At 44.6% G+C, this 18,635-nt stretch carries 18 protein-coding genes and 2 tRNA genes; 18 read left to right on the forward strand and 2 right to left on the reverse strand.

The window, feature by feature from the left end; all coding sequences use genetic code 11:
• Positions 1-42 precede the first annotated feature (42 nt).
• The 5 genes from yabP (at position 43) to M1J35_RS03100 (ending at position 2,557) form a co-directional block, all read left to right on the forward strand.
• Positions 43-339, forward strand: coding sequence for a sporulation protein YabP (gene yabP / locus M1J35_RS03080; protein WP_034763030.1), 297 nt, complete (start codon positions 43-45; stop codon positions 337-339).
• Positions 336-989, forward strand: a complete 654-nt coding sequence (gene yabQ, locus M1J35_RS03085) for a spore cortex biosynthesis protein YabQ (RefSeq protein WP_034762986.1) — start codon at positions 336-338, stop codon at positions 987-989. Before yabP ends, yabQ begins: the two co-directional genes overlap by 4 nt.
• 43 nt (positions 990-1,032) lie before the next feature.
• The gene (locus M1J35_RS03090; protein WP_034762988.1) at positions 1,033-1,422 is read left to right on the forward strand and encodes an FtsB family cell division protein; all 390 of its coding nucleotides are present in this window, start codon (positions 1,033-1,035) and stop codon (positions 1,420-1,422) included.
• Between the two features lie 74 nt (positions 1,423-1,496).
• Positions 1,497-1,922 carry a S1 domain-containing RNA-binding protein gene (locus M1J35_RS03095; RefSeq protein WP_034762990.1) on the forward strand — a complete coding sequence of 142 codons (426 nt, stop codon included), beginning with the start codon at positions 1,497-1,499 and terminating at the stop codon, positions 1,920-1,922.
• Positions 1,923-2,086: 164 nt separating this feature from the next.
• Positions 2,087-2,557 carry a DinB family protein gene (locus M1J35_RS03100; RefSeq protein WP_254652748.1) on the forward strand — a complete coding sequence of 157 codons (471 nt, stop codon included), beginning with the start codon at positions 2,087-2,089 and terminating at the stop codon, positions 2,555-2,557.
• A gap of 52 nt (positions 2,558-2,609) precedes the next feature.
• On the opposite strand, the gene M1J35_RS03105 is transcribed toward M1J35_RS03100, so the two are convergent.
• Together M1J35_RS03105 and M1J35_RS03110 are read right to left on the reverse strand one after the other, a co-directional pair.
• Positions 2,610-2,681, reverse strand: a tRNA-Glu gene (locus M1J35_RS03105).
• Between the two features lie 9 nt (positions 2,682-2,690).
• Positions 2,691-2,767, reverse strand: a tRNA-Met gene (locus M1J35_RS03110).
• Positions 2,768-3,057: 290 nt separating this feature from the next.
• Here M1J35_RS03110 and spoIIE point away from each other — a divergent pair.
• From spoIIE to pabC, 13 genes are all read left to right on the forward strand, one after another.
• Entirely contained in the window at positions 3,058-5,544 is a 2,487-nt protein-coding gene (gene spoIIE / locus M1J35_RS03115) for a stage II sporulation protein E (protein WP_254652749.1), read from the forward strand.
• Between the two features lie 91 nt (positions 5,545-5,635).
• A complete protein-coding gene (locus M1J35_RS03120; protein ID WP_034762994.1) occupies positions 5,636-6,376 on the forward strand; it encodes a VWA domain-containing protein in 741 nt (246 codons plus the stop codon).
• Positions 6,345-7,352, forward strand: a complete 1,008-nt coding sequence (locus M1J35_RS03125) for a serine/threonine-protein kinase (protein WP_254652750.1) — start codon at positions 6,345-6,347, stop codon at positions 7,350-7,352. Before M1J35_RS03120 ends, M1J35_RS03125 begins: the two co-directional genes overlap by 32 nt.
• A 68-nt stretch (positions 7,353-7,420) precedes the next feature.
• The gene (gene tilS, locus M1J35_RS03130) at positions 7,421-8,824 is read left to right on the forward strand and encodes a tRNA lysidine(34) synthetase TilS (protein ID WP_254652751.1); all 1,404 of its coding nucleotides are present in this window, start codon (positions 7,421-7,423) and stop codon (positions 8,822-8,824) included.
• 3 nt (positions 8,825-8,827) lie between these two features.
• The gene (gene hpt, locus M1J35_RS03135) at positions 8,828-9,376 is read left to right on the forward strand and encodes a hypoxanthine phosphoribosyltransferase (RefSeq protein WP_034762998.1); all 549 of its coding nucleotides are present in this window, start codon (positions 8,828-8,830) and stop codon (positions 9,374-9,376) included.
• Positions 9,377-9,479: 103 nt separating this feature from the next.
• Positions 9,480-11,441: an ATP-dependent zinc metalloprotease FtsH gene (ftsH, locus tag M1J35_RS03140; RefSeq protein WP_254652752.1), complete on the forward strand. Its 1,962-nt coding sequence runs from the start codon at positions 9,480-9,482 to the stop codon at positions 11,439-11,441.
• 398 nt (positions 11,442-11,839) lie between these two features.
• Positions 11,840-12,607 (forward strand): type III pantothenate kinase, encoded by a 768-nt coding sequence (locus M1J35_RS03145; protein WP_229597151.1) that lies wholly within the window; start codon positions 11,840-11,842, stop codon positions 12,605-12,607.
• A 19-nt stretch (positions 12,608-12,626) separates the two neighbouring features.
• The gene (gene hslO / locus M1J35_RS03150) at positions 12,627-13,508 is read left to right on the forward strand and encodes an Hsp33 family molecular chaperone HslO (RefSeq protein WP_254652753.1); all 882 of its coding nucleotides are present in this window, start codon (positions 12,627-12,629) and stop codon (positions 13,506-13,508) included.
• Positions 13,509-13,533: 25 nt separating this feature from the next.
• Positions 13,534-14,415, forward strand: a complete 882-nt coding sequence (locus M1J35_RS03155) for a peptidyl-prolyl cis-trans isomerase (protein ID WP_254652754.1) — start codon at positions 13,534-13,536, stop codon at positions 14,413-14,415.
• Between the two features lie 231 nt (positions 14,416-14,646).
• Positions 14,647-15,576 carry a cysteine synthase A gene (gene cysK, locus M1J35_RS03160; RefSeq protein ID WP_159360924.1) on the forward strand — a complete coding sequence of 310 codons (930 nt, stop codon included), beginning with the start codon at positions 14,647-14,649 and terminating at the stop codon, positions 15,574-15,576.
• Positions 15,577-15,735: 159 nt separating this feature from the next.
• Positions 15,736-17,136 carry an aminodeoxychorismate synthase, component I gene (gene pabB, locus M1J35_RS03165; RefSeq protein WP_254652755.1) on the forward strand — a complete coding sequence of 467 codons (1,401 nt, stop codon included), beginning with the start codon at positions 15,736-15,738 and terminating at the stop codon, positions 17,134-17,136.
• The gene (gene pabA, locus M1J35_RS03170; RefSeq protein ID WP_254652756.1) at positions 17,133-17,717 is read left to right on the forward strand and encodes an aminodeoxychorismate/anthranilate synthase component II; all 585 of its coding nucleotides are present in this window, start codon (positions 17,133-17,135) and stop codon (positions 17,715-17,717) included. Before pabB ends, pabA begins: the two co-directional genes overlap by 4 nt.
• Positions 17,718-17,720: 3 nt before the next feature.
• The gene (gene pabC / locus M1J35_RS03175) at positions 17,721-18,590 is read left to right on the forward strand and encodes an aminodeoxychorismate lyase (RefSeq protein ID WP_254652757.1); all 870 of its coding nucleotides are present in this window, start codon (positions 17,721-17,723) and stop codon (positions 18,588-18,590) included.
• Positions 18,591-18,635 lie beyond the last annotated feature (45 nt).

The following is an 18,635-nucleotide window of genomic DNA, read 5'->3' on the forward strand; positions in this document are numbered from 1 at the left end:
CATAGTTACAAAGCTTGTACTATGGGAATGTGAGGGATGGATATGAATCAATATGATGGAAACAAAGATAAAACCTTTCAGGAACATGATGTAATGATGAGGGGCCGCAAGCTGCTTGATATTACAGGAGTGAAGCAAGTGGAAAGCTTCGATAACGAAGAGTTCCTCCTTGAAACCGTCATGGGATTCCTCTCCGTCAGGGGCCAGAATCTTCAAATGAAAAATCTGGATGTGGATAAAGGCATCGTCTCTATAAAAGGAAAGGTGTTCGATCTCGTCTACCTGGATGAACAAAACGGGGAGAAGGCTAAAGGCTTCTTTAGCAAGCTGTTTCGATGACCCTCTCGACCCAGTTCTATACCATGCTCTCCATGATCGGCATGGGGGCACTATTTGGTATGACGTTGGACACGTATTCCCGGTTCTTACACCGGTCCGAGAGAAAACGGTGGCTTGTATTCATCAATGACATCATGTTTTGGGTTTTGCAGGCACTGGCGATTTTTTATATTTTATTCGTCGTGAATTTCGGTGAGATCCGCTTTTATATTTTCATTGCGCTATTATGCGGTTTTGCCGCTTACCAGGCGTTGATCAAGCAACATTATTTGGCGTTCCTTGAACGCCTGATATTGTTTTTTATCTCCCTGTATAATTTCGGAGTGAAAATGGTGAAAAGATTGATTTATTCACCGATAAAATGGATGATTGTGCTTCTGATCACGATTGTATTATCTATAGGAAAAGGGCTTTTATCCGTCATATTATTCTTTTTAAAGGTGATCATGAAAGTGATGCAATGGGCGATTAAGCTCGTAATCACACCGATATGGTGGATATTGAAGGGTATTTGGAATTTATTGCCGAAAAATCTTACAAAAAGAGTCGAGAAGTTATATAATAAAGTGGCAGGAATTTTTAAAGCGTACATCAAAAAAGTATATAGAGTGGTAGAAAAGTTCAAAAAGAAACCTAAAGATAAAGAATAGGGCTTAAGGCTTTGCCACTCCATATTGTAAAGGAGGTTTGGGAATGAGAAAAAACGTGACACCAATGGAAAATGAATATGTCCGCCATCAGGAGCATATGCATAAATCTTCTTCTAAGAGAAAAAAGCGTTTGGTCCGTCGATTAGCAGTTTTCTTTGTTTTAGTGTTGGCAATTAGTGGATTTTTAATCTCGACCCTCATTTCCAGAGCCCAGGTTTTAGAAGATAAACAAACGGAAAAAGCACAATTGGAAAAAAAGTTAGAAAACCTGAAAGATAAGCAATCAGCCTTGGAAGAAGAGATTGTGAAGCTTAACGATGATGAATATATAGCCAAACTGGCGCGCCGGGATTACTTTTTATCAGATGAAGGTGAGATTATTTTCAACATACCTGAGACAGATAAAGAGAAAGAAGAAGAGGTGTCTTATTGACACTCTTTTTTTTAATTGGCTATAATATATAGTAAGGTTTATCTTTTATAATTTTAAGGAGGAGCATTTCTTTTATGTCAATCGAAGTAGGCAGCAAGTTACAGGGTAAGGTAACAGGTATTACAAATTTTGGAGCGTTCGTGGAATTATCGGAAGGTTCAACAGGATTAGTTCACATTAGTGAAGTTGCAGACAACTATGTTAAGGATATTAACGAACACCTTAAAGTCGGCGACGAAGTAACGGTTAAAGTTATTAATGTTGAGAAAGATGGAAAGATCGGTTTATCCATCCGTAAAGCGAAAGATCAACCACAACGCCCGCAGCGCCCTCAGCGTCCTCAGCGCCCGCGTACTAATAATAAACCGAACGACACTCGTACGAAAGAAAGTTTCGAACAAAAGATGGCACGTTTCTTGAAAGACAGTGAAGATCGTTTATCATCTTTAAAGAAAAATACTGAGTCTCGTCGTGGTGGAAAAGGGGCGAAAAAAGGTTAACTTGCTGTCTATTAACCCATATAGCAGGTTGTGAACGGAAAACAGGCATACCCATTCTGATGGGTATGCCTGTTTTTTTATATTATTGATGGACATCAACACAGGAAAATCCCCTGCTCCTATCGAATAGGTAAAGATAAATATCGTGAGTGGGGGCAGAATGGATGAAATACGAACAGATTATCGATCACTATGAGTCATTTAAGATGTGGTTGGAGGAATTGAAGCTGCTAAGTGAAGTTGAATGGTTCAAGCCTATGGAAGAAGATAAATGGTCGATCGCTGCCAATATAGCCCACATCATTAAATGGGATCAATATTCTTTACAGGATATTCTCCCTCATGTTTCAGAAGGAGCAGAACTACCACCCTTTCCTGATTTCCAGAAATTTAATGGAGAAGCGGAAGACTATGCCCATCATGTAGTGAACCAGGGAGATTTGATCAAAGAAGGGATCAGAACAAGGGATCTGATGATCACTTATGTAAAAAACGTACCGGAAGATGATTTCGGGCAATCGTTCAAAGTCGGGGATCAAAGCTTCACCCTGGAAGAATTTTTCGAAGACTTCATCAGTCACGATAAGCACCACCAAGAGCAGATCGAAGAATTGGTATCTGCCGAAAAGGTTTGACGGGAAAATAGAATAAACAAAAAAGACTATCATCATGATAGTCTTTTTTCTATGACCCGTACGGGATTCGAACCCGTGTTACCGCCGTGAAAGGGCGGTGTCTTAACCGCTTGACCAACGGGCCGACACAATATGGTAGCGGCGGAGGGGATCGAACCCCCGACCTCACGGGTATGAACCGTACGCTCTAGCCAGCTGAGCTACACCGCCATATGGATATGCGCCTTTTTGGCACAAAAACTATGATACCGAGAAAGGGTTTGCTTGTCAATATACAAACCTAAAGAAATTGTCAAAATTCCCTTAAGCAACGATACGTAAGGAATTTGAAAGAAAAAACACGGGAATATACGGGGAACCCTCATGAATATTCTGAATATTTTACCAGAAACCATAGAAAGACGTCGAAACATTCTTGGAATGCATTCCCTCATTTTGACAAAGTTTTGAGCTTGTACCCTTTATACTGAACAAAAAAAGAAATGGGGAGTGTTTCATACATGGGGAAAGTCGATCAGTCGATCATCGAACCAGTTCAGAACGTAGACATTGAACACACGAGGGTGGAACTGTCCAAGGGGATCCGGTCCATTTATTCAAAGCTTGAGTGGTTATTCGTAGAAAAGGGGGTTGCTCTATTCGTCATCGGGTTTCTCCTCGGAAGAGCTTTAATCCTTTCACATCTGACACCTTTTGCTCTGCCATTCTTTGCGTCGGTTTATATCATACGGAGAGAGAAGTCGCCGATCGCACTCATGGGATTGCTGGCAGGAGCGCTCACCTTATCCATTCCTAGTATCAGTTATACGTTTGTCAGTGCGGTATTATTCCTGTTAACGTATCGATTATCGCAAAAATATCACAAGAATAATGTGAGGGTTGTCGCCTTCTATGTGTTCTTTACGGTGATGGCTGCCAAGCTTGGGTTCGATTATATCCAACAGGGACAGGCCTTGACGATCTATAACGGGGTCATGGCGGTCATTGAAGCAAGCCTTGCGTTTCTCTTAACCTATATCTTCATCCAGAGCGTCCCCCTTGTTACGGTACAGCGTAGAAGGAAATCACTGAAAACAGAAGAAGTGGTGAGCTTGATCATCCTCCTGGCCTCGATCATGACGGGAACGATCGGATGGTCCGTATACAATCTGTCTGTAGAACATGTGTTATCAAGATATCTGGTACTGCTGTTCTCCTTTATCGCAGGGGCCACAGTGGGATCGACGGTAGGGGTCGTGACCGGCCTCGTCTTCAGTTTAGCCAACGTTTCAAGCTTTTATCAAATGAGCTTGCTTGCTTTTTCCGGACTTCTGGGCGGACTCATGAAAGAAGGGAAGAAATTCGGAGCGGCAATCGGTTTGTTAATCGCTACACTGCTAATGGGTATGTACGGGGATACGGATACAGTCTTAACGAAAACCCTTTATGAATCGGGGGTAGCGATATTACTCCTATTTCTCACTCCTCAAAGTTTAACGTCTAAAATTGCTAGGCATATACCGGGTACTGCTGAATATCAGCAGGACCAACAGGGGTATATGCGCCGGGTGAGGGATGTGACCGCCAATCGGGTCACTCAATTCTCGTCAGTGTTTCAGGCTCTTTCGAACAGCTTTCAACAAATAGAAGACCGGTTTGAAGAGGAGGAAGATAAAGAATTTGACTATTTTCTCAGCAATGTCACGGAGAAGACGTGTCAAACCTGCTTTAAGAAGGATCAGTGCTGGGCGCGGAATTTTGATAAAACCTATAATCTCATGAAAGAAGTGATGACTGAGTATGATCAGGGAAGGGTCCCCCTTTCCCCGAGACTTGCAAGAGAAGTAGAGAAGCATTGTACGAGAGAGAAGAAGTTGAAGGATACGATCTATCAGGAGCTCACTTTCTATCAGGCCAATCTGAAATTGAAGAAACAGGTCCAGGAAAGCAGGAAGCTTGTGGCTGACCAGTTGCTTGGTGTGTCCGAAGTCATGGGGAATTTCGCGAAAGAAATCCAGAGAGAAAGGGAGAATCATCATATTCAGGAAGAACAGATCCTGGCGAGTATCGGAGAGTTCGGGATCGAAATTGAAAATATAGAAATCTATAATCTGGAGCAAGGGAATGTCGATATCGATATGACCATGCCTTATTGCGGGGGTCACGGACAGGGGGAAAAGCTCATCGCACCCATGTTATCGGATATTCTAGGGGAAAACATCGTTGTACAAAAGGAGGAGTGCGCTCAATTTCCGAACGGTCAGTGTCACGTAACCTTTCAATCTGCCAAGAAATTTGTCGTCGATACAGGGGCCTCCCATGCGGCAAAAGGAGGCGGACTGGTTTCGGGAGACAGTTACTCCATGATTGAATTGGGAAGGGGGAAGTATGCCGTTGCGATCAGTGACGGGATGGGGAACGGTGAACGGGCCCATTATGAAAGCAATGAAACACTGAGGCTATTGAAAAAGATTCTGGAATCGGGGATCGAAGAACAGGTGGCGATCAAGTCCATCAATTCGATTCTTTCCCTCAGAACGAATGATGAAATTTTCTCCACACTGGATTTAGCCATGATTGATCTTCAGAATGCGTCTTCGAGGTTCTTAAAAATAGGTTCGACCCCAAGCTTCATTAAGCGGGGGGATAAAATCCTCAAGGTGGAAGCCAGTAACTTGCCGATGGGGATGCTTCAGCAGGACTTTGATGTCGATGTCGTCTCGGAGCAGCTGAAAGCGGGAGATCTTCTCATCATGATGAGTGACGGTGCCTTTGAGGGACCGAAGCATGTAGAAAATTATGACCTGTGGATGAAGCGGAAGATAAAAGAACTTGAAACCGATGATCCACAGGAAGTGGCAGACATATTAATGGAGGAGGTCATCCGGTCGAGCTCCGGATTAATAGAGGATGATATGACGATTGTGGTATCGAAAATCAAACATAACATACCGAAGTGGTCATCCATCCCCATGCAAAAATCAAAGAAGAAAGATAAAATTTCCTAGGGTTCGCACCCTTTAAAATAGTTAACTAGAGTATAAATCCCTCCTTATTCGGCGAAGATGATATCAACTTTAGAATGAGGAGGGGAGTCTGATGAAGCCAGGTACACTTCGTCAAATTCTTTTAATTACGGATGGTTGCTCGAATCAAGGAGAAGATCCAATTGCGATGGCGGCCCTTGCCAAGGAGCAGGGAATATCGGTCAATGTAATTGGTGTGATGGACAATGATGTCATAGATGATAATGGAATGCAGGAAATCGAAGGGATTGCTCTATCGGGGGGTGGGGTGAGCCAGATCGTATATGCACAACAGCTTTCCCAAACGGTACAGATGGTTACGCGTAAAGCCATGACCCAGACCTTGCAGGGAGTTGTGAATAAAGAGTTGAAACAAATCCTCGGGAAATCTGCCTCCATGGAAGAGCTTCCTCCCGAACAGCGTGGAGAGGTTATGGAAGTCGTGGATGAACTCGGTGAGTCCGTCGATATGGAAGTGTTGATTCTTGTCGATACGTCAGCAAGCATGAAGCACAAGCTTCCGACGGTTAAAGAAGCCTTACTGGATCTATCATTGAGCTTAAATGCACGTATGGGAGATAACAAGTTTTCTGTGTTTGTATTTCCCGGGAAACGACAAGATGTCGAAAAATTGCTGGATTGGACACCAAGACTCGAAACACTGACGAGTATTTTCTCTAAATTGTCTCCAGGCGGTATCACTCCAACCGGGCCGGCGATCTCAGAGGCCATTACACACTTTAAGAAAAAACGTTCATTAAGGGGATTGCTCTCTCGTGGCGATGATGAACAATACTTCGAAGAAACCATTTAGTTTTCCCCCTGGAACAGTTATAAGAGGCAAGTGGTATAAACATATCTATACGATAGTAAAAGAATTGGGGTATGGAGCGAACGGGATTGTCTATCTTGTGCAAGGGTCCTCAGGTTTCCAGGCGTTAAAAATGAGTGACAGCAATGTATCGATCACATCTGAAGTCAATGTATTAAAAGCTTTCTCAAAGGTCCAAGGTTCCCCCCTTGGGCCCAAGCTTCTTGATGTGGATGATTGGGAGGTAAGGGGTCAAAAAATCCATTTCTACGTGATGGAATATATACAGGGAACCGATCTCCTGTCGTTTGTTCAATCAAAGGGATTCTCCTGGACAGGTGTCCTCGTCGCCCAGCTCCTGACAGACCTGGAGCGGATTCATAAGGAAGGCTGGGTCTTTGGGGATTTAAAGCCAGAAAACTTAATTGTGACGGGTCCTCCTTACAGAATTCGCTGTATTGACGTCGGGGGGACGACCATCAATGGCCGGGCGATCAAGGAGTTTACGGAGTTTTTTGATAGAGGATATTGGATCGGGGGATCCAGGAGGGCAGAACCTTCCTATGATCTTTTCTCAGTAGGGATGATTCTTATCAATTTGGCCCATCCAACGCGTTTCACCAAGACCGGGGAAGGGAATATAAAACAACTGAGGCAGGCTGTGGATTCCAAGGACCAGCTGAAAAAGTTCGCAGGGACGATCCTTGCTTCCCTCGAGGGCAAATTTCAATCTGCCAATGAAATGAGAGAGAGTCTTTTACATGGACTTTCTCATGCCCAGCCGGTGCAGCAGACGAAGCCTAAACCGAAGGCCCAAAGATCCGTTCCGCAAAGCTCTACTGTAAGAACATCTTCCCCCCACCAAAGCAGATATCAAAATCAACGGAATAAAAATTCTAGTCACTTTCTGGAGACTGTGCTTGTAGTGATCATTGTATCGCTCCTGTACGTTTTGTATATTTATGGAGAATTGCTGTAGCGTAACGGTGTGAGAAACCAGTATAAATTGATACAATGGGGAAAATGGTTTTAGGAAGAGGAAGCACAATGTTAGAGCATACGATAAAACGATTCATTCAAGATCACCGGCTCATTCAAAAGGGCGACCGCATTCTGGTAGCCGTATCAGGCGGTCCTGATTCCCTGGCGCTGCTGCACTTTCTTGACTCGAACAAAGGAGAGTTAGGGGTGGAAGTGGCGGCGGCCCATCTGGATCATATGTTCAGGGGGGACGAATCCTTTCAGGAGCTTCAGTTCGTCCGGGATTTCTGTCATCAGCGGAATATCCCCTTTTACGGAGAAAGAGTGGATGTTTCGAAGGAAATCGAAGCGGTAAATGGAAGCATGCAGGATATGGCCCGAAAGATTCGTTATGGGTTTCTTGAGGGTGTCATGAGAGAGATGTCAGCCACTAAGCTTGCCCTGGGTCATCACGGGGATGATCAAGTCGAAACCATCCTGATGAAATTGACAAGAGGGGCATCGGGGGCGAGTAGAGCCGGCATCCCCCTGAAACGATCATTTGCTGACGGTGATATTATCCGGCCTTTCCTGACTGTGACGAAACTGGAGATCGAGAACTATTGTGAAAGACATGATCTTGAGCCGCGAAGAGATCCCAGTAACCAGAAGGAAGTTTATACAAGGAATCGGTTTAGAAAGAGAATCCTTCCATTCTTAAAACAGGAAAACCCTCATGTTCATCTTCAATTCCAACGATTTAGTGAAGAATTGGCAGAAGATGAGGCATATTTAGAGGAATTAACAAAGGAAAAGTTGAATAAGGTATGGAATAACACGGGGGATTACTCCTCCATACATATCGATGGTTTTCTTGCAATGGCTCAGCCTTTACAAAGAAGAGGGATTAATCTAATATTAAACTATCTTTACAAACTAAGACCATCTTCCTTATCGTCTATACATATTTACGATGTATTGGGTATTTTAAAAGGAAAAGCGCCGAATGCCAGCATAGACTTACCAAAGGGGCTTAAGGTAACACGTGCGTATCATACATGCTATTTTCACTTTGGAGAATTAGCCTTAACCGAGGTTCCCTATTGTTATGAGCTGCAGGTTGATAAGGGGCTGGACATTCAAGGTGAATATCAGTTTCATCTCTATTCTTCCCCGCACACCCCGGACTGTACCAGTGATGTGATCTATCTTGATCCAAGCGCTGTGTCCCTTCCTCTTTACGTGCGAACGAGAAGAAAAGAGGATAGAATGAAAGTGAAGGGGATGGAAGGCTCAAAGAAGCTGAAAAACCTCTTTATCGATCATAAACTTCCCGCTCACCTTCGTGAGGAGTGGCCGGTTGTAGTGGACGCTGAACAACATATACTGTGGGTTCCGGGCATGAAGAAGTCTATTTACGATTTGGGAGAAGAGCAGGAAAATAGTTTAGTACTACAATTTACAAGCAATCATCTTCTAGGAGGCAGTTGAACATTGTTAAACCAAGATATTGAGAAAGTGTTAATTTCAGAAGAAGAACTTCAAGAAAAGATCAAAGCGTTAGGTGCACAATTAACAGAGGAATATCAAGATCGTTTTCCTTTGGCAATTGGCGTTTTAAAAGGTGCGATGCCCTTTATGGCTGACCTTTGCAAGCGCATGGATACCCATATGGAAATGGATTTCATGGATGTATCCAGCTACGGGAACTCTACTGTCTCTTCCGGAGAAGTAAAGATTGTGAAAGATTTAGATACCAAGGTGGAAGGCCGGGATATCCTCATCATTGAAGATATCATCGACAGCGGATTGACATTAAGCTACTTGGTGGAGCTATTCCGCTATCGCAAGGCAAAATCCATCAGCATTGTGACTCTGCTTGACAAGCCAACCGGTCGTAAAGCAGATATCAAAGCGGACTATGTGGGCTTTATTGTTCCTGACGAGTTCGTGGTCGGATATGGTCTCGATTACGCGGAAAGATATCGTAATCTGCCGTATATCGGTGTTTTAAAACCAAGAGTGTATACAACGGGAGAATAAGTATATTCTAAAGAGGAATCTTGCAAGTGCAATTTGTTGTAATGCCATGATTTTCTATGATACTATTTTACTTAGTTTGTTTACCCGTGGGAGGAGGTAAGGGATGAACCGGATCTTTCGAAACACCATATTCTATTTACTAGTCTTTTTAGTGATTATAGGTGTGGTGAGTTATTTCAGTAACAACAACGAGCCAACCAAAAATATCGAGTACAGTACATTTATTAATAACCTTGAAGACGGAGATGTTTCTTCTTTTTCAATTCAGCCTGGCAGAGGTGTTTATGAAGTAAAAGGACAAATGGAAGGGGCTAAAGAAGGAGAGTACTTCTTGACCTATGTCCTTACCACAGATGGAAAGCTGATGGATAAGATCAATGCAGCTGCGTCAGAGCAGGGCATCGATGTGGAAGTATTACAGGCCAAGGAAACAAGCGGCTGGGTATCTTTCTTCACAACCATCATTCCGTTTGTCATCATCTTCATTCTGTTCTTCTTCTTACTTAACCAAGCTCAAGGCGGCGGAAGCCGTGTCATGAACTTTGGTAAGAGTAAGGCAAAGCTTTACAGTGAAGAGAAGAAGAAAGTCCGCTTTAAAGATGTAGCGGGCGCAGATGAAGAAAAGCAGGAGCTTGTAGAGGTAGTGGAATTCTTAAAGGATCCACGCAAGTTCTCTGAAGTGGGTGCCCGCATTCCGAAGGGTGTCCTTCTAGTGGGACCTCCGGGTACAGGTAAAACCTTACTTGCACGAGCGGTAGCTGGAGAAGCGGGAGTTCCATTCTTCTCAATCAGTGGTTCCGACTTCGTTGAGATGTTTGTCGGTGTCGGTGCATCTCGTGTACGTGATTTATTCGAAAACGCGAAGAAGAACGCGCCTTGTATCATCTTCATTGATGAGATTGATGCAGTCGGTCGTCAGCGTGGAGCAGGCTTGGGCGGAGGTCACGATGAGCGTGAGCAAACCCTGAACCAGTTACTTGTTGAGATGGATGGTTTCGGAGCGAACGAAGGAATCATCATCGTCGCTGCAACGAACAGACCAGACATTCTGGATCCGGCATTATTGCGTCCGGGACGTTTCGACCGTCAAATCACAGTAGATCGTCCAGACTTAAAAGGTCGTGAAGCTGTCCTTAAAGTACATTCTCATAACAAACCGCTTGATGATTCAGTCGATCTAAAAGCGATTGCCATGAGAACACCAGGTTTCTCCGGAGCCGATTTGGAAAACCTTCTGAACGAAGCGGCACTTGTTGCGGCCCGTGAGGACAAAAAGAAAATCGATATGCGTGATATCGACGAAGCAACGGACCGTGTCATTGCAGGTCCTGCTAAGAAGAGCAAAGTCATATCTGAAAAAGAACGTAAAATTGTGGCATTCCACGAAGCGGGTCACACCGTGATTGGATTAGTCCTTGATGAAGCTGACATGGTACATAAAGTGACCATCGTTCCTCGTGGGCAGGCTGGCGGCTACGCTGTCATGCTTCCTAAGGAAGATCGTTACTTCATGACGAAGCCTGAGCTTCTTGATAAGATTACTGGATTACTTGGTGGGCGTGTGGCAGAGGAAATCATCTTCGGAGATGTATCCACTGGTGCGCATAATGACTTCCAACGTGCAACTGGAATCGCCCGTAAAATGGTCACTGAATATGGTATGAGTGATAAGCTCGGACCACTTCAGTTCGGTCAATCCCAAGGTGGTCAAGTGTTCCTTGGACGTGACATCAATAGTGAACAAAACTATTCAGATGCCATCGCGTATGAAATTGACTTGGAAATGCAGCGTCTGATTAAAGACAGCTATGAGAGAGCGAAGCGGATTCTTACTGAGAACCGTGACAAGCTTGAACTCATTGCCAAAACATTGTTGGATGTAGAAACATTAGACGCAGCGCAAATCAAGTCTCTAATGGATCACGGCAAATTGCCTGAACGCACATATGAATCCGATCAGGATAACAGTGACGTGAAGGTCAACATCCAGAAGAAAAATGAAGAAACTGCGATTGTAGAAGACACGACTTCCAAAGAAGACGACTCTAACTCAGATCGCACGTAATAGTGAAGGATGCACTCATTTATGGGTGCATCCTTTTTTGATTTCTGAATCAAAATGGTACCAAAAGGCAATTAATAACTAGGAAGTCACAGCCACAATGGAGAAGCACAGAGTGGATTGTAGCGGAAGGCACTTGACTCCAGCGGGAAAAAGAGGAAAGGTCGAGACCCCGCAGGGCGAAGCCCGAGGAGGCTCGACTTCCTCCCCGTGGAAAGCAAGTGCCTGGAGCGGAAAGGAACGGTCAAAGTTTTTTCGCTATCACGTATGTAAATATGTTTTTTTGAAGTTATACAAAACAAATGGACCAAACTAAGCCGGTTCCGCTTTTGTACCTATTCTAAATAAATTATGGTATGATGTTGGCAGTGTGAAAACAATTGGCTTAGTAGGTGAGGATATTGATTTTTGTAATGGATGTAGGGAATACCAATATTGTGTTTGGTGTATATGAAAATGACCATTTAAAATATCATTGGAGAGCTGAAACGAATCGACATAAAACGGAAGATGAGTTCGGGATGCTTGTAAAGAATCTGTTTGAGCATGTGAACCTGACGTTTGAAGAGATTGACGGGATCATTATTTCTTCTGTTGTTCCTCCAATCATGTTTAGTTTGGAACGTATGTGTGAGAAGTATTTTCATATTACTCCACTGGTTGTTGGTCCAGGGATCAAGACTGGTTTAAATATTATGTATGAAAACCCAAGGGAAGTCGGAGCGGACCGGATCGTCAATGCTGTCGCAGGCATTCATGAATATGGAGGACCTCTCATCATCGTGGACTTCGGAACTGCCACAACGTATTGCTATATCAATGAAGAACGACAATATATGGGTGGAGCGATCGCCCCGGGAATCGGCATATCAACGGAAGCTCTTTACTCGAAGGCGGCCAAATTACCAAGGATTGAAATCGCTCGTCCTGAGCAGATCATTGGAAAGAATACCGTTACAGCCATGCAGGCTGGTATTCTTTATGGGTATGTCGGACAAGTCGAAGGTATCGTTCAAAGAATGAAAGCACAAAGTAAGAAAGAGCCAACGGTCATTGCAACGGGAGGATTGGCCACGCTGATCTCGAAAGAATCCAATAGCATTGACGTAGTAGATCCATTCTTGACGTTGAAAGGGCTAAAATTAATCTATAAGAGAAACATGAACTAGAGTGAAAGGAGCTACAACCATGAGTGACTATTTAGTAAAGGCGTTAGCCTATGACGGGCAGGTACGTGCGTATGCTGTCAAAAGTACGGATACAGTAGGAGAAGCACAAAGAAGACATGGTACATGGCCGACTGCATCTGCAGCACTTGGTCGAAGCATCAGTGCCGGTGTGATGATGGGGGCTATGCTCAAAGGTGAAAATAAATTGACGATCAAAGTAGAAGGCGGCGGTCCGATCGGAGCCATCCTTGTGGACAGCAATGCAAAAGGTGAGGTCAGAGGATACGTGACCAATCCCCATGTCCACTTCGATTTGAATGAGCACGGAAAGCTTGATGTCCGCCGTGCGGTCGGTACGGAAGGTATGTTATCGGTTGTGAAAGATATCGGTATGAGAGACCATTTCTCTGGTCAGGTACCCATTGTATCAGGAGAACTCGGGGAAGACTTCACCTATTATTTCGTCACGTCAGAACAAGTGCCTTCTTCTGTAGGGGTGGGAGTGCTGGTCAATCCAGACAACTCGATACTTGCTGCAGGAGGATTCATCCTCCAGCTTATGCCTGGTACGGAGGATGAAACGATTACAAAGATTGAGGAACGCTTGGCGAAAATCCCTCCAATCTCTAAATTGATTGAAAAAGGTCTAAGTCCTGAAGAGGTATTGGAAGAAGTACTTGGAAAAGGGGAAGTCAAAGTACTTGAAACACTTCCAGTAGCATTTAAGTGCCAATGCAATAAAGAGCGTTTCTCGAATGCCATCATCAGCTTAGGGGAACAGGAAATTCAAGAGATGATCGATGAAGACGGCAGTGCGGAAGCAAGCTGTCATTTCTGTAATGAAACCTATCTATTTTCTAAAGAAGAATTAGAAGAACTGAAAGAAAGCGCTAAGGAATAAATTACATTCAGGGAGAATGGGAGAAATGAGAATTAAACGGTCTGTACTCATGGTGATCATCGGGGTACTGCTTGTCACGAATCTGATCACACTTGTGTGGAACTGGTCCTCGGGGAAAGTCGGTACCCCTGAAGTGGTGGCATCGGTTGGCGGGGAATCCGTGACCCGGGAGGATTGGTTATACGCACTGGAACAACAACATGGTAAAGAAGAATTGAGGGCCATGGTCAATCAAAAAGTGATCGACCACCTGGCGAAGAAATACGATATTTCTGTTTCAAATAAAGAAGTAGAACAGGAATACTACCTGATTCAATCCGTTTATAATGCCTATGATGAAGAGAATCTTGAAGATGAAGATACGCTGAAAGAGCAGATCAAATCTGAATTATTATTAGAGGAGCTCATCACGAAGGACGTTCAGGTTCCCGAAAAAGAGATGAAGAAATTCTATGCCCAGAATGAGGAGCAGTATTCAATCCCTAAAATGTATAAGCTGAAGCAATTGAAGGTAGCGGATCAAACAGAAGCGGATCAGGTTCTGAAGGAACTCGATGGCGGATCTAACTTTGAAGCACTGGCCATGGAACGGTCTACCGATGAGCAAAGCGCACATCTAGGAGGGGACATTGGGTATGTTCCCATTGATGGGGATATTCTTTCTCCGGAAGCGAAGTCGGAGGTAGAACCCTTATCGCAGGGTGAATGGACATCACCGATTCAACAGGATTCAGACTATGTGATTTATTATGTCGACGGTATCCTGAAGGAGAGGGATTTTTCGTTTAAGGAAGTAAAATCACAAATTCGCAGACAGATTGCTTTAGAACAGGTCGAAACACCGCTTAAGCCTGAATCCTTTTGGGATGAAGTGGACGCCGAGTGGTTTTATGGCAAGCAAGAGTAATGAAGGAGCTGACTTTCGGTCGGCTCCTTTTACATAGTTCGAACCCTTTCAACGTAACATAGGATAAGTGTAAGGTGCATATAAATGTAGGTGAGTGAAGAGGGTGTGCCATCGGTGTATGCCGTATAGCAGTGCCCGGAAAAGAAAAGCAATATCGTTGACAAATATATTGAATATTGTTACATTTTATTAAAACCAACAAATTTACTTGGAATTAGGAGTGATGAACGAATGGTGAGAGTAGCCAATTCAATTTCAGAATTAATAGGTCAGACTCCAGTGGTAAAACTGAATCGATTAGTGGATGAGAATAGTGCGGATGTTTATTTGAAATTAGAATACATGAATCCGGGCAGTTCCGTGAAAGACCGGATCGCCCTGGCCATGATTGAGGCAGGGGAAGCTGCAGGTACGATCAAACCCGGAGATACGATCGTTGAGCCGACAAGCGGCAACACGGGTATCGGTCTTGCCATGGTCGCTGCCGCTAAAGGTTACCGTTCTTTGCTCGTTATGCCTGACACGATGAGTACAGAAAGGCGTAACCTGTTACGGGCCTACGGAGCAGAACTTGTATTGACACCGGGTTCTGAAGGAATGAATGGCGCCATTCGCAAAGCGGAAGAGCTGTCGAAAGAAAAAGGCTTCTTCATGCCGCAGCAATTCAAAAACGAAGCTAATCCCAAGGTTCATCGTGAAACGACCGGACCGGAAATCGTGGAACAGATGGGTGATCAGCTTGATGCCTTCATCGCAGGTATCGGTACTGGCGGAACGATTACAGGCGTTGGTGAAGTGTTGAAAAAACATTATCCATCGGTTGAATTATACGCAGTCGAGCCTTCGGATTCCCCTGTCTTATCAGGAGGAAAGCCGGGACCTCATAAAATTCAGGGAATCGGAGCCGGATTCATTCCTGAGATTTTAGATACAGATGTGTATGACCATGTTATACAGGTGGATAAGGATTCAGCTTTTGAGTATGCAAGAAGAGCAGCTAAAGAAGAAGGGGTCTTGGGCGGGATTTCCTCCGGGGCAGCCATCTATGCAGCCCTAGAAGTAGCGAAGAAGTTAGGGAAGGGCAAAAAAGTGCTCGCCATCCTTCCTAGTAATGGGGAGCGCTATTTAAGCACTCCACTTTACCAATTTGATGAAGAATAAAATGTGAATGCCGGATCCTGAAGTGCACGTTGCTTCAGGATCCATTTTTTATGTTTGAAAAACCTCTCAGCCCTGCATAATTTCAATTTTTTAACGATGAAACCTTCCTGAAGTTCATGTATCATGAAAGGAGATAAACATTAGGAGTGTGAGGGGTCTGTGCAGCACCTGTATTTTCATAAAAACCATACAACCAAAGAACAATTTTTCGCAGCATATGAACAGCTCAGTCAGCATCAAACACATCACATTTTGTTAGAAAGCGGACGGGGTGGTCGTTATAGTGTGGCTGGACTGCAACCTGACGTCATTTTACAAAGTATTCCGGAAGGTTTGAGAATACAAGACTCTACTGGAGCTGAAGTGATACATGGAGATCCATTGATCCAATTGGAAAAATGGATGACCCCCCATCGAACGGAAAGAAGAGAGGATCTCCCTGACTTCCAGGGGGGAGTGATCGGTTTTCTTAGTTATGACTATGCAAGAAAGATCGAGAAACTTCCTTCGCTGGGACGTGATGATCTGGAGATTCCCGACCTTTATTTTTACTACCTGAAAGAGTGGGCGGTCTTCGATCATCAGGAGGATTGTTTATGGACAATGATGTTATCCGAGCAAGATCCGGAATCGGCAGAGGCGAAGCTTTCACAGTGGACTGCCTCCTGGGAAAATGCCCTGTCATCCAAGAATGAAACGAAGAAGGATCCTAATGACGACATGGCGGATGTTGAAGTGTCGATGGATGAGGAAGAATTCTCAGCAGCAGTGAAAAGAATTCAAGTTTATATCTCACAGGGGGATGTCTTTCAGGTGAATTTATCTGTCCGGCAGTCTCAACAGTTGAGAACAGAGCCGTATGCGGTTTATAAAAAGCTTCGGGAATTAAATCCCTCACCTTATATGAGTTATATCCACAGCCCGGACTTCCAGATTGTTTCCGGGTCACCTGAACTGCTCGTGAAGAAAAAAGGAATGGAAGTAAGTACGAGGCCGATTGCGGGTACCCGTTCCCGTGGGAAGGATACGGATGAGGATGAGAGACTTGCCCTGGAACTGATCCATAATGAAAAAGAGAGAGCCGAGCATGTGATGCTTGTAGATCTGGAGCGTAATGACCTGGGGAAGGTATGCCAGTACGGGACAGTCGAAGTCAACGAGTTCATGGTGATCGAAAAATACTCCCACGTCATGCACATCGTATCCAATGTCAGGGGCAAACTGGATGAAACCAAAACAGGGGCGGACGTCATTCGATCTGTTTTTCCCGGGGGAACGATTACCGGGGCGCCCAAAGTGAGGACGATGGAGATCATTGAGGAGCTTGAACCGGTCAGGCGGGGCATTTACACAGGCTCCATTGGCTGGATCGGTCTCAATGGCGATATGGAATTGAACATCGTCATACGGACGATGCTTGTCAAAGAAGGAAAAGGTCACATCCAAGCAGGAGCGGGAGTGGTGATCGATTCCAATCCGGCGTACGAATACAAGGAATCCCTCAAAAAAGCGAAAGCCCTCTGGGTCGCAAAGGCAATGGCGGAAGGAGAAAATCTATGATTCTCATGATTGATAACTATGATTCATTCACCTATAATCTTGTACAATTTTTAGGGGAGCTTGGGGAGGAACTGATCGTGAAGCGAAACGATGAGATCACCCTCGATGAAATTGAAGCTATGTCCCCGGATTATTTGATGATTTCTCCCGGTCCGTGCAGCCCGAACGAAGCGGGTGTAAGTCTTGAGGCGATCAGGACATTTGCCGGAAAGATTCCGATCTTCGGCGTCTGTCTCGGACATCAGTCAATCGCCCAGGTTTTCGGAGGAGATGTCATTCGTGCCGAACGGTTGATGCACGGAAAGGTCTCCCCGATGATCCATGACGGGAAAACCGTATTTGAAGGGATGCCGAATCCTTTCAATGCAACGAGGTATCATTCCCTGATCGTTAAACGGGAGACCCTTCCGGATTGCTTCGATATTTCAGCGGAAACGGCACAGGGAGAGATCATGGCGATCAGACATAAATACCTTCCCGTGGAGGGAGTGCAGTTCCACCCTGAATCCATCATGACGGAGCAGGGGAAGCGGCTGCTCCTTAACTTTCTGAACGCGTATAAAAAAGTAGGGATGGCCTGACCCATGTATCTATATATAAACGGGGACATCATACACCAGTCAGAAGCGGCCATTTCTCCATTCGACCACGGCTATTTGTACGGCATGGGAGTATTTGAAACCTTTCGTACCTATGACGGTCATCCCTTTTTACTAAAAGATCATCTGAACAGACTGTCACTTGGGTTAAAGGAATTAAATATTGAAGCCGACCTGGATGAGGAAACGATCAGGTCGACCATCTCGGAGCTATTAAAGAAAAACGACCTTAAGGATGCATATTGCCGGTTTAATGTGTCAGGCGGACCAGGGGAAATCGGCTTGAAGACGACTCCTTACGAGAACGCAACCGTCATTCTTTTTCAAAAGGAATTACCTCCTTCCGCCCCCTTAAAGGAAAAGGAAGGAGTGTTCCTGAAGCTTAGAAGAAACACTCCGGAAACGGGAGAGCGTCTCAAATCCCATCATTACCTGAACAACATGGCGGCAAAAAGGGAACTCGGAGCAACCGTGGATAAAGAAGGGATCTTTCTGACAAAAGAAGGGTTCCTCTGTGAAGGGATCACCTCCAACCTCTTCTGGGTAAAGGACGGGAGATTATATACCCCGTCGGTGGAAACCGGTTTGTTAAACGGGATCACCAGGCAGTTCATCCTGGCTCTTGCCGATCGATTGAATATACCGGTACAGGTCGGGATGTTTGAAAAAGTGGACATGCTTGAAGCGGATGAAGTGTTTTTCACGAATTCCGTTCAAGAGATCATACCGGTAAACAAAATGGATTCTTTACGATTACCGGGACGACATGGAAAGTACGTAGGGCTACTCAATGAGCAGTACACGAAATATACACGACACTTGAATTCCATACAGGAAATGAAAAGAGGGGGATGACGCAGTGAAGTGCGGAACATACGAACTTGATTTTACAGAGAAGAC

Origin of the sequence: Rossellomorea sp. KS-H15a (assembly GCF_024195245.1) — a bacterium.
GTDB classification, from domain to species: Bacteria; Bacillota; Bacilli; order Bacillales; family Bacillaceae_B; genus Rossellomorea; species Rossellomorea vietnamensis.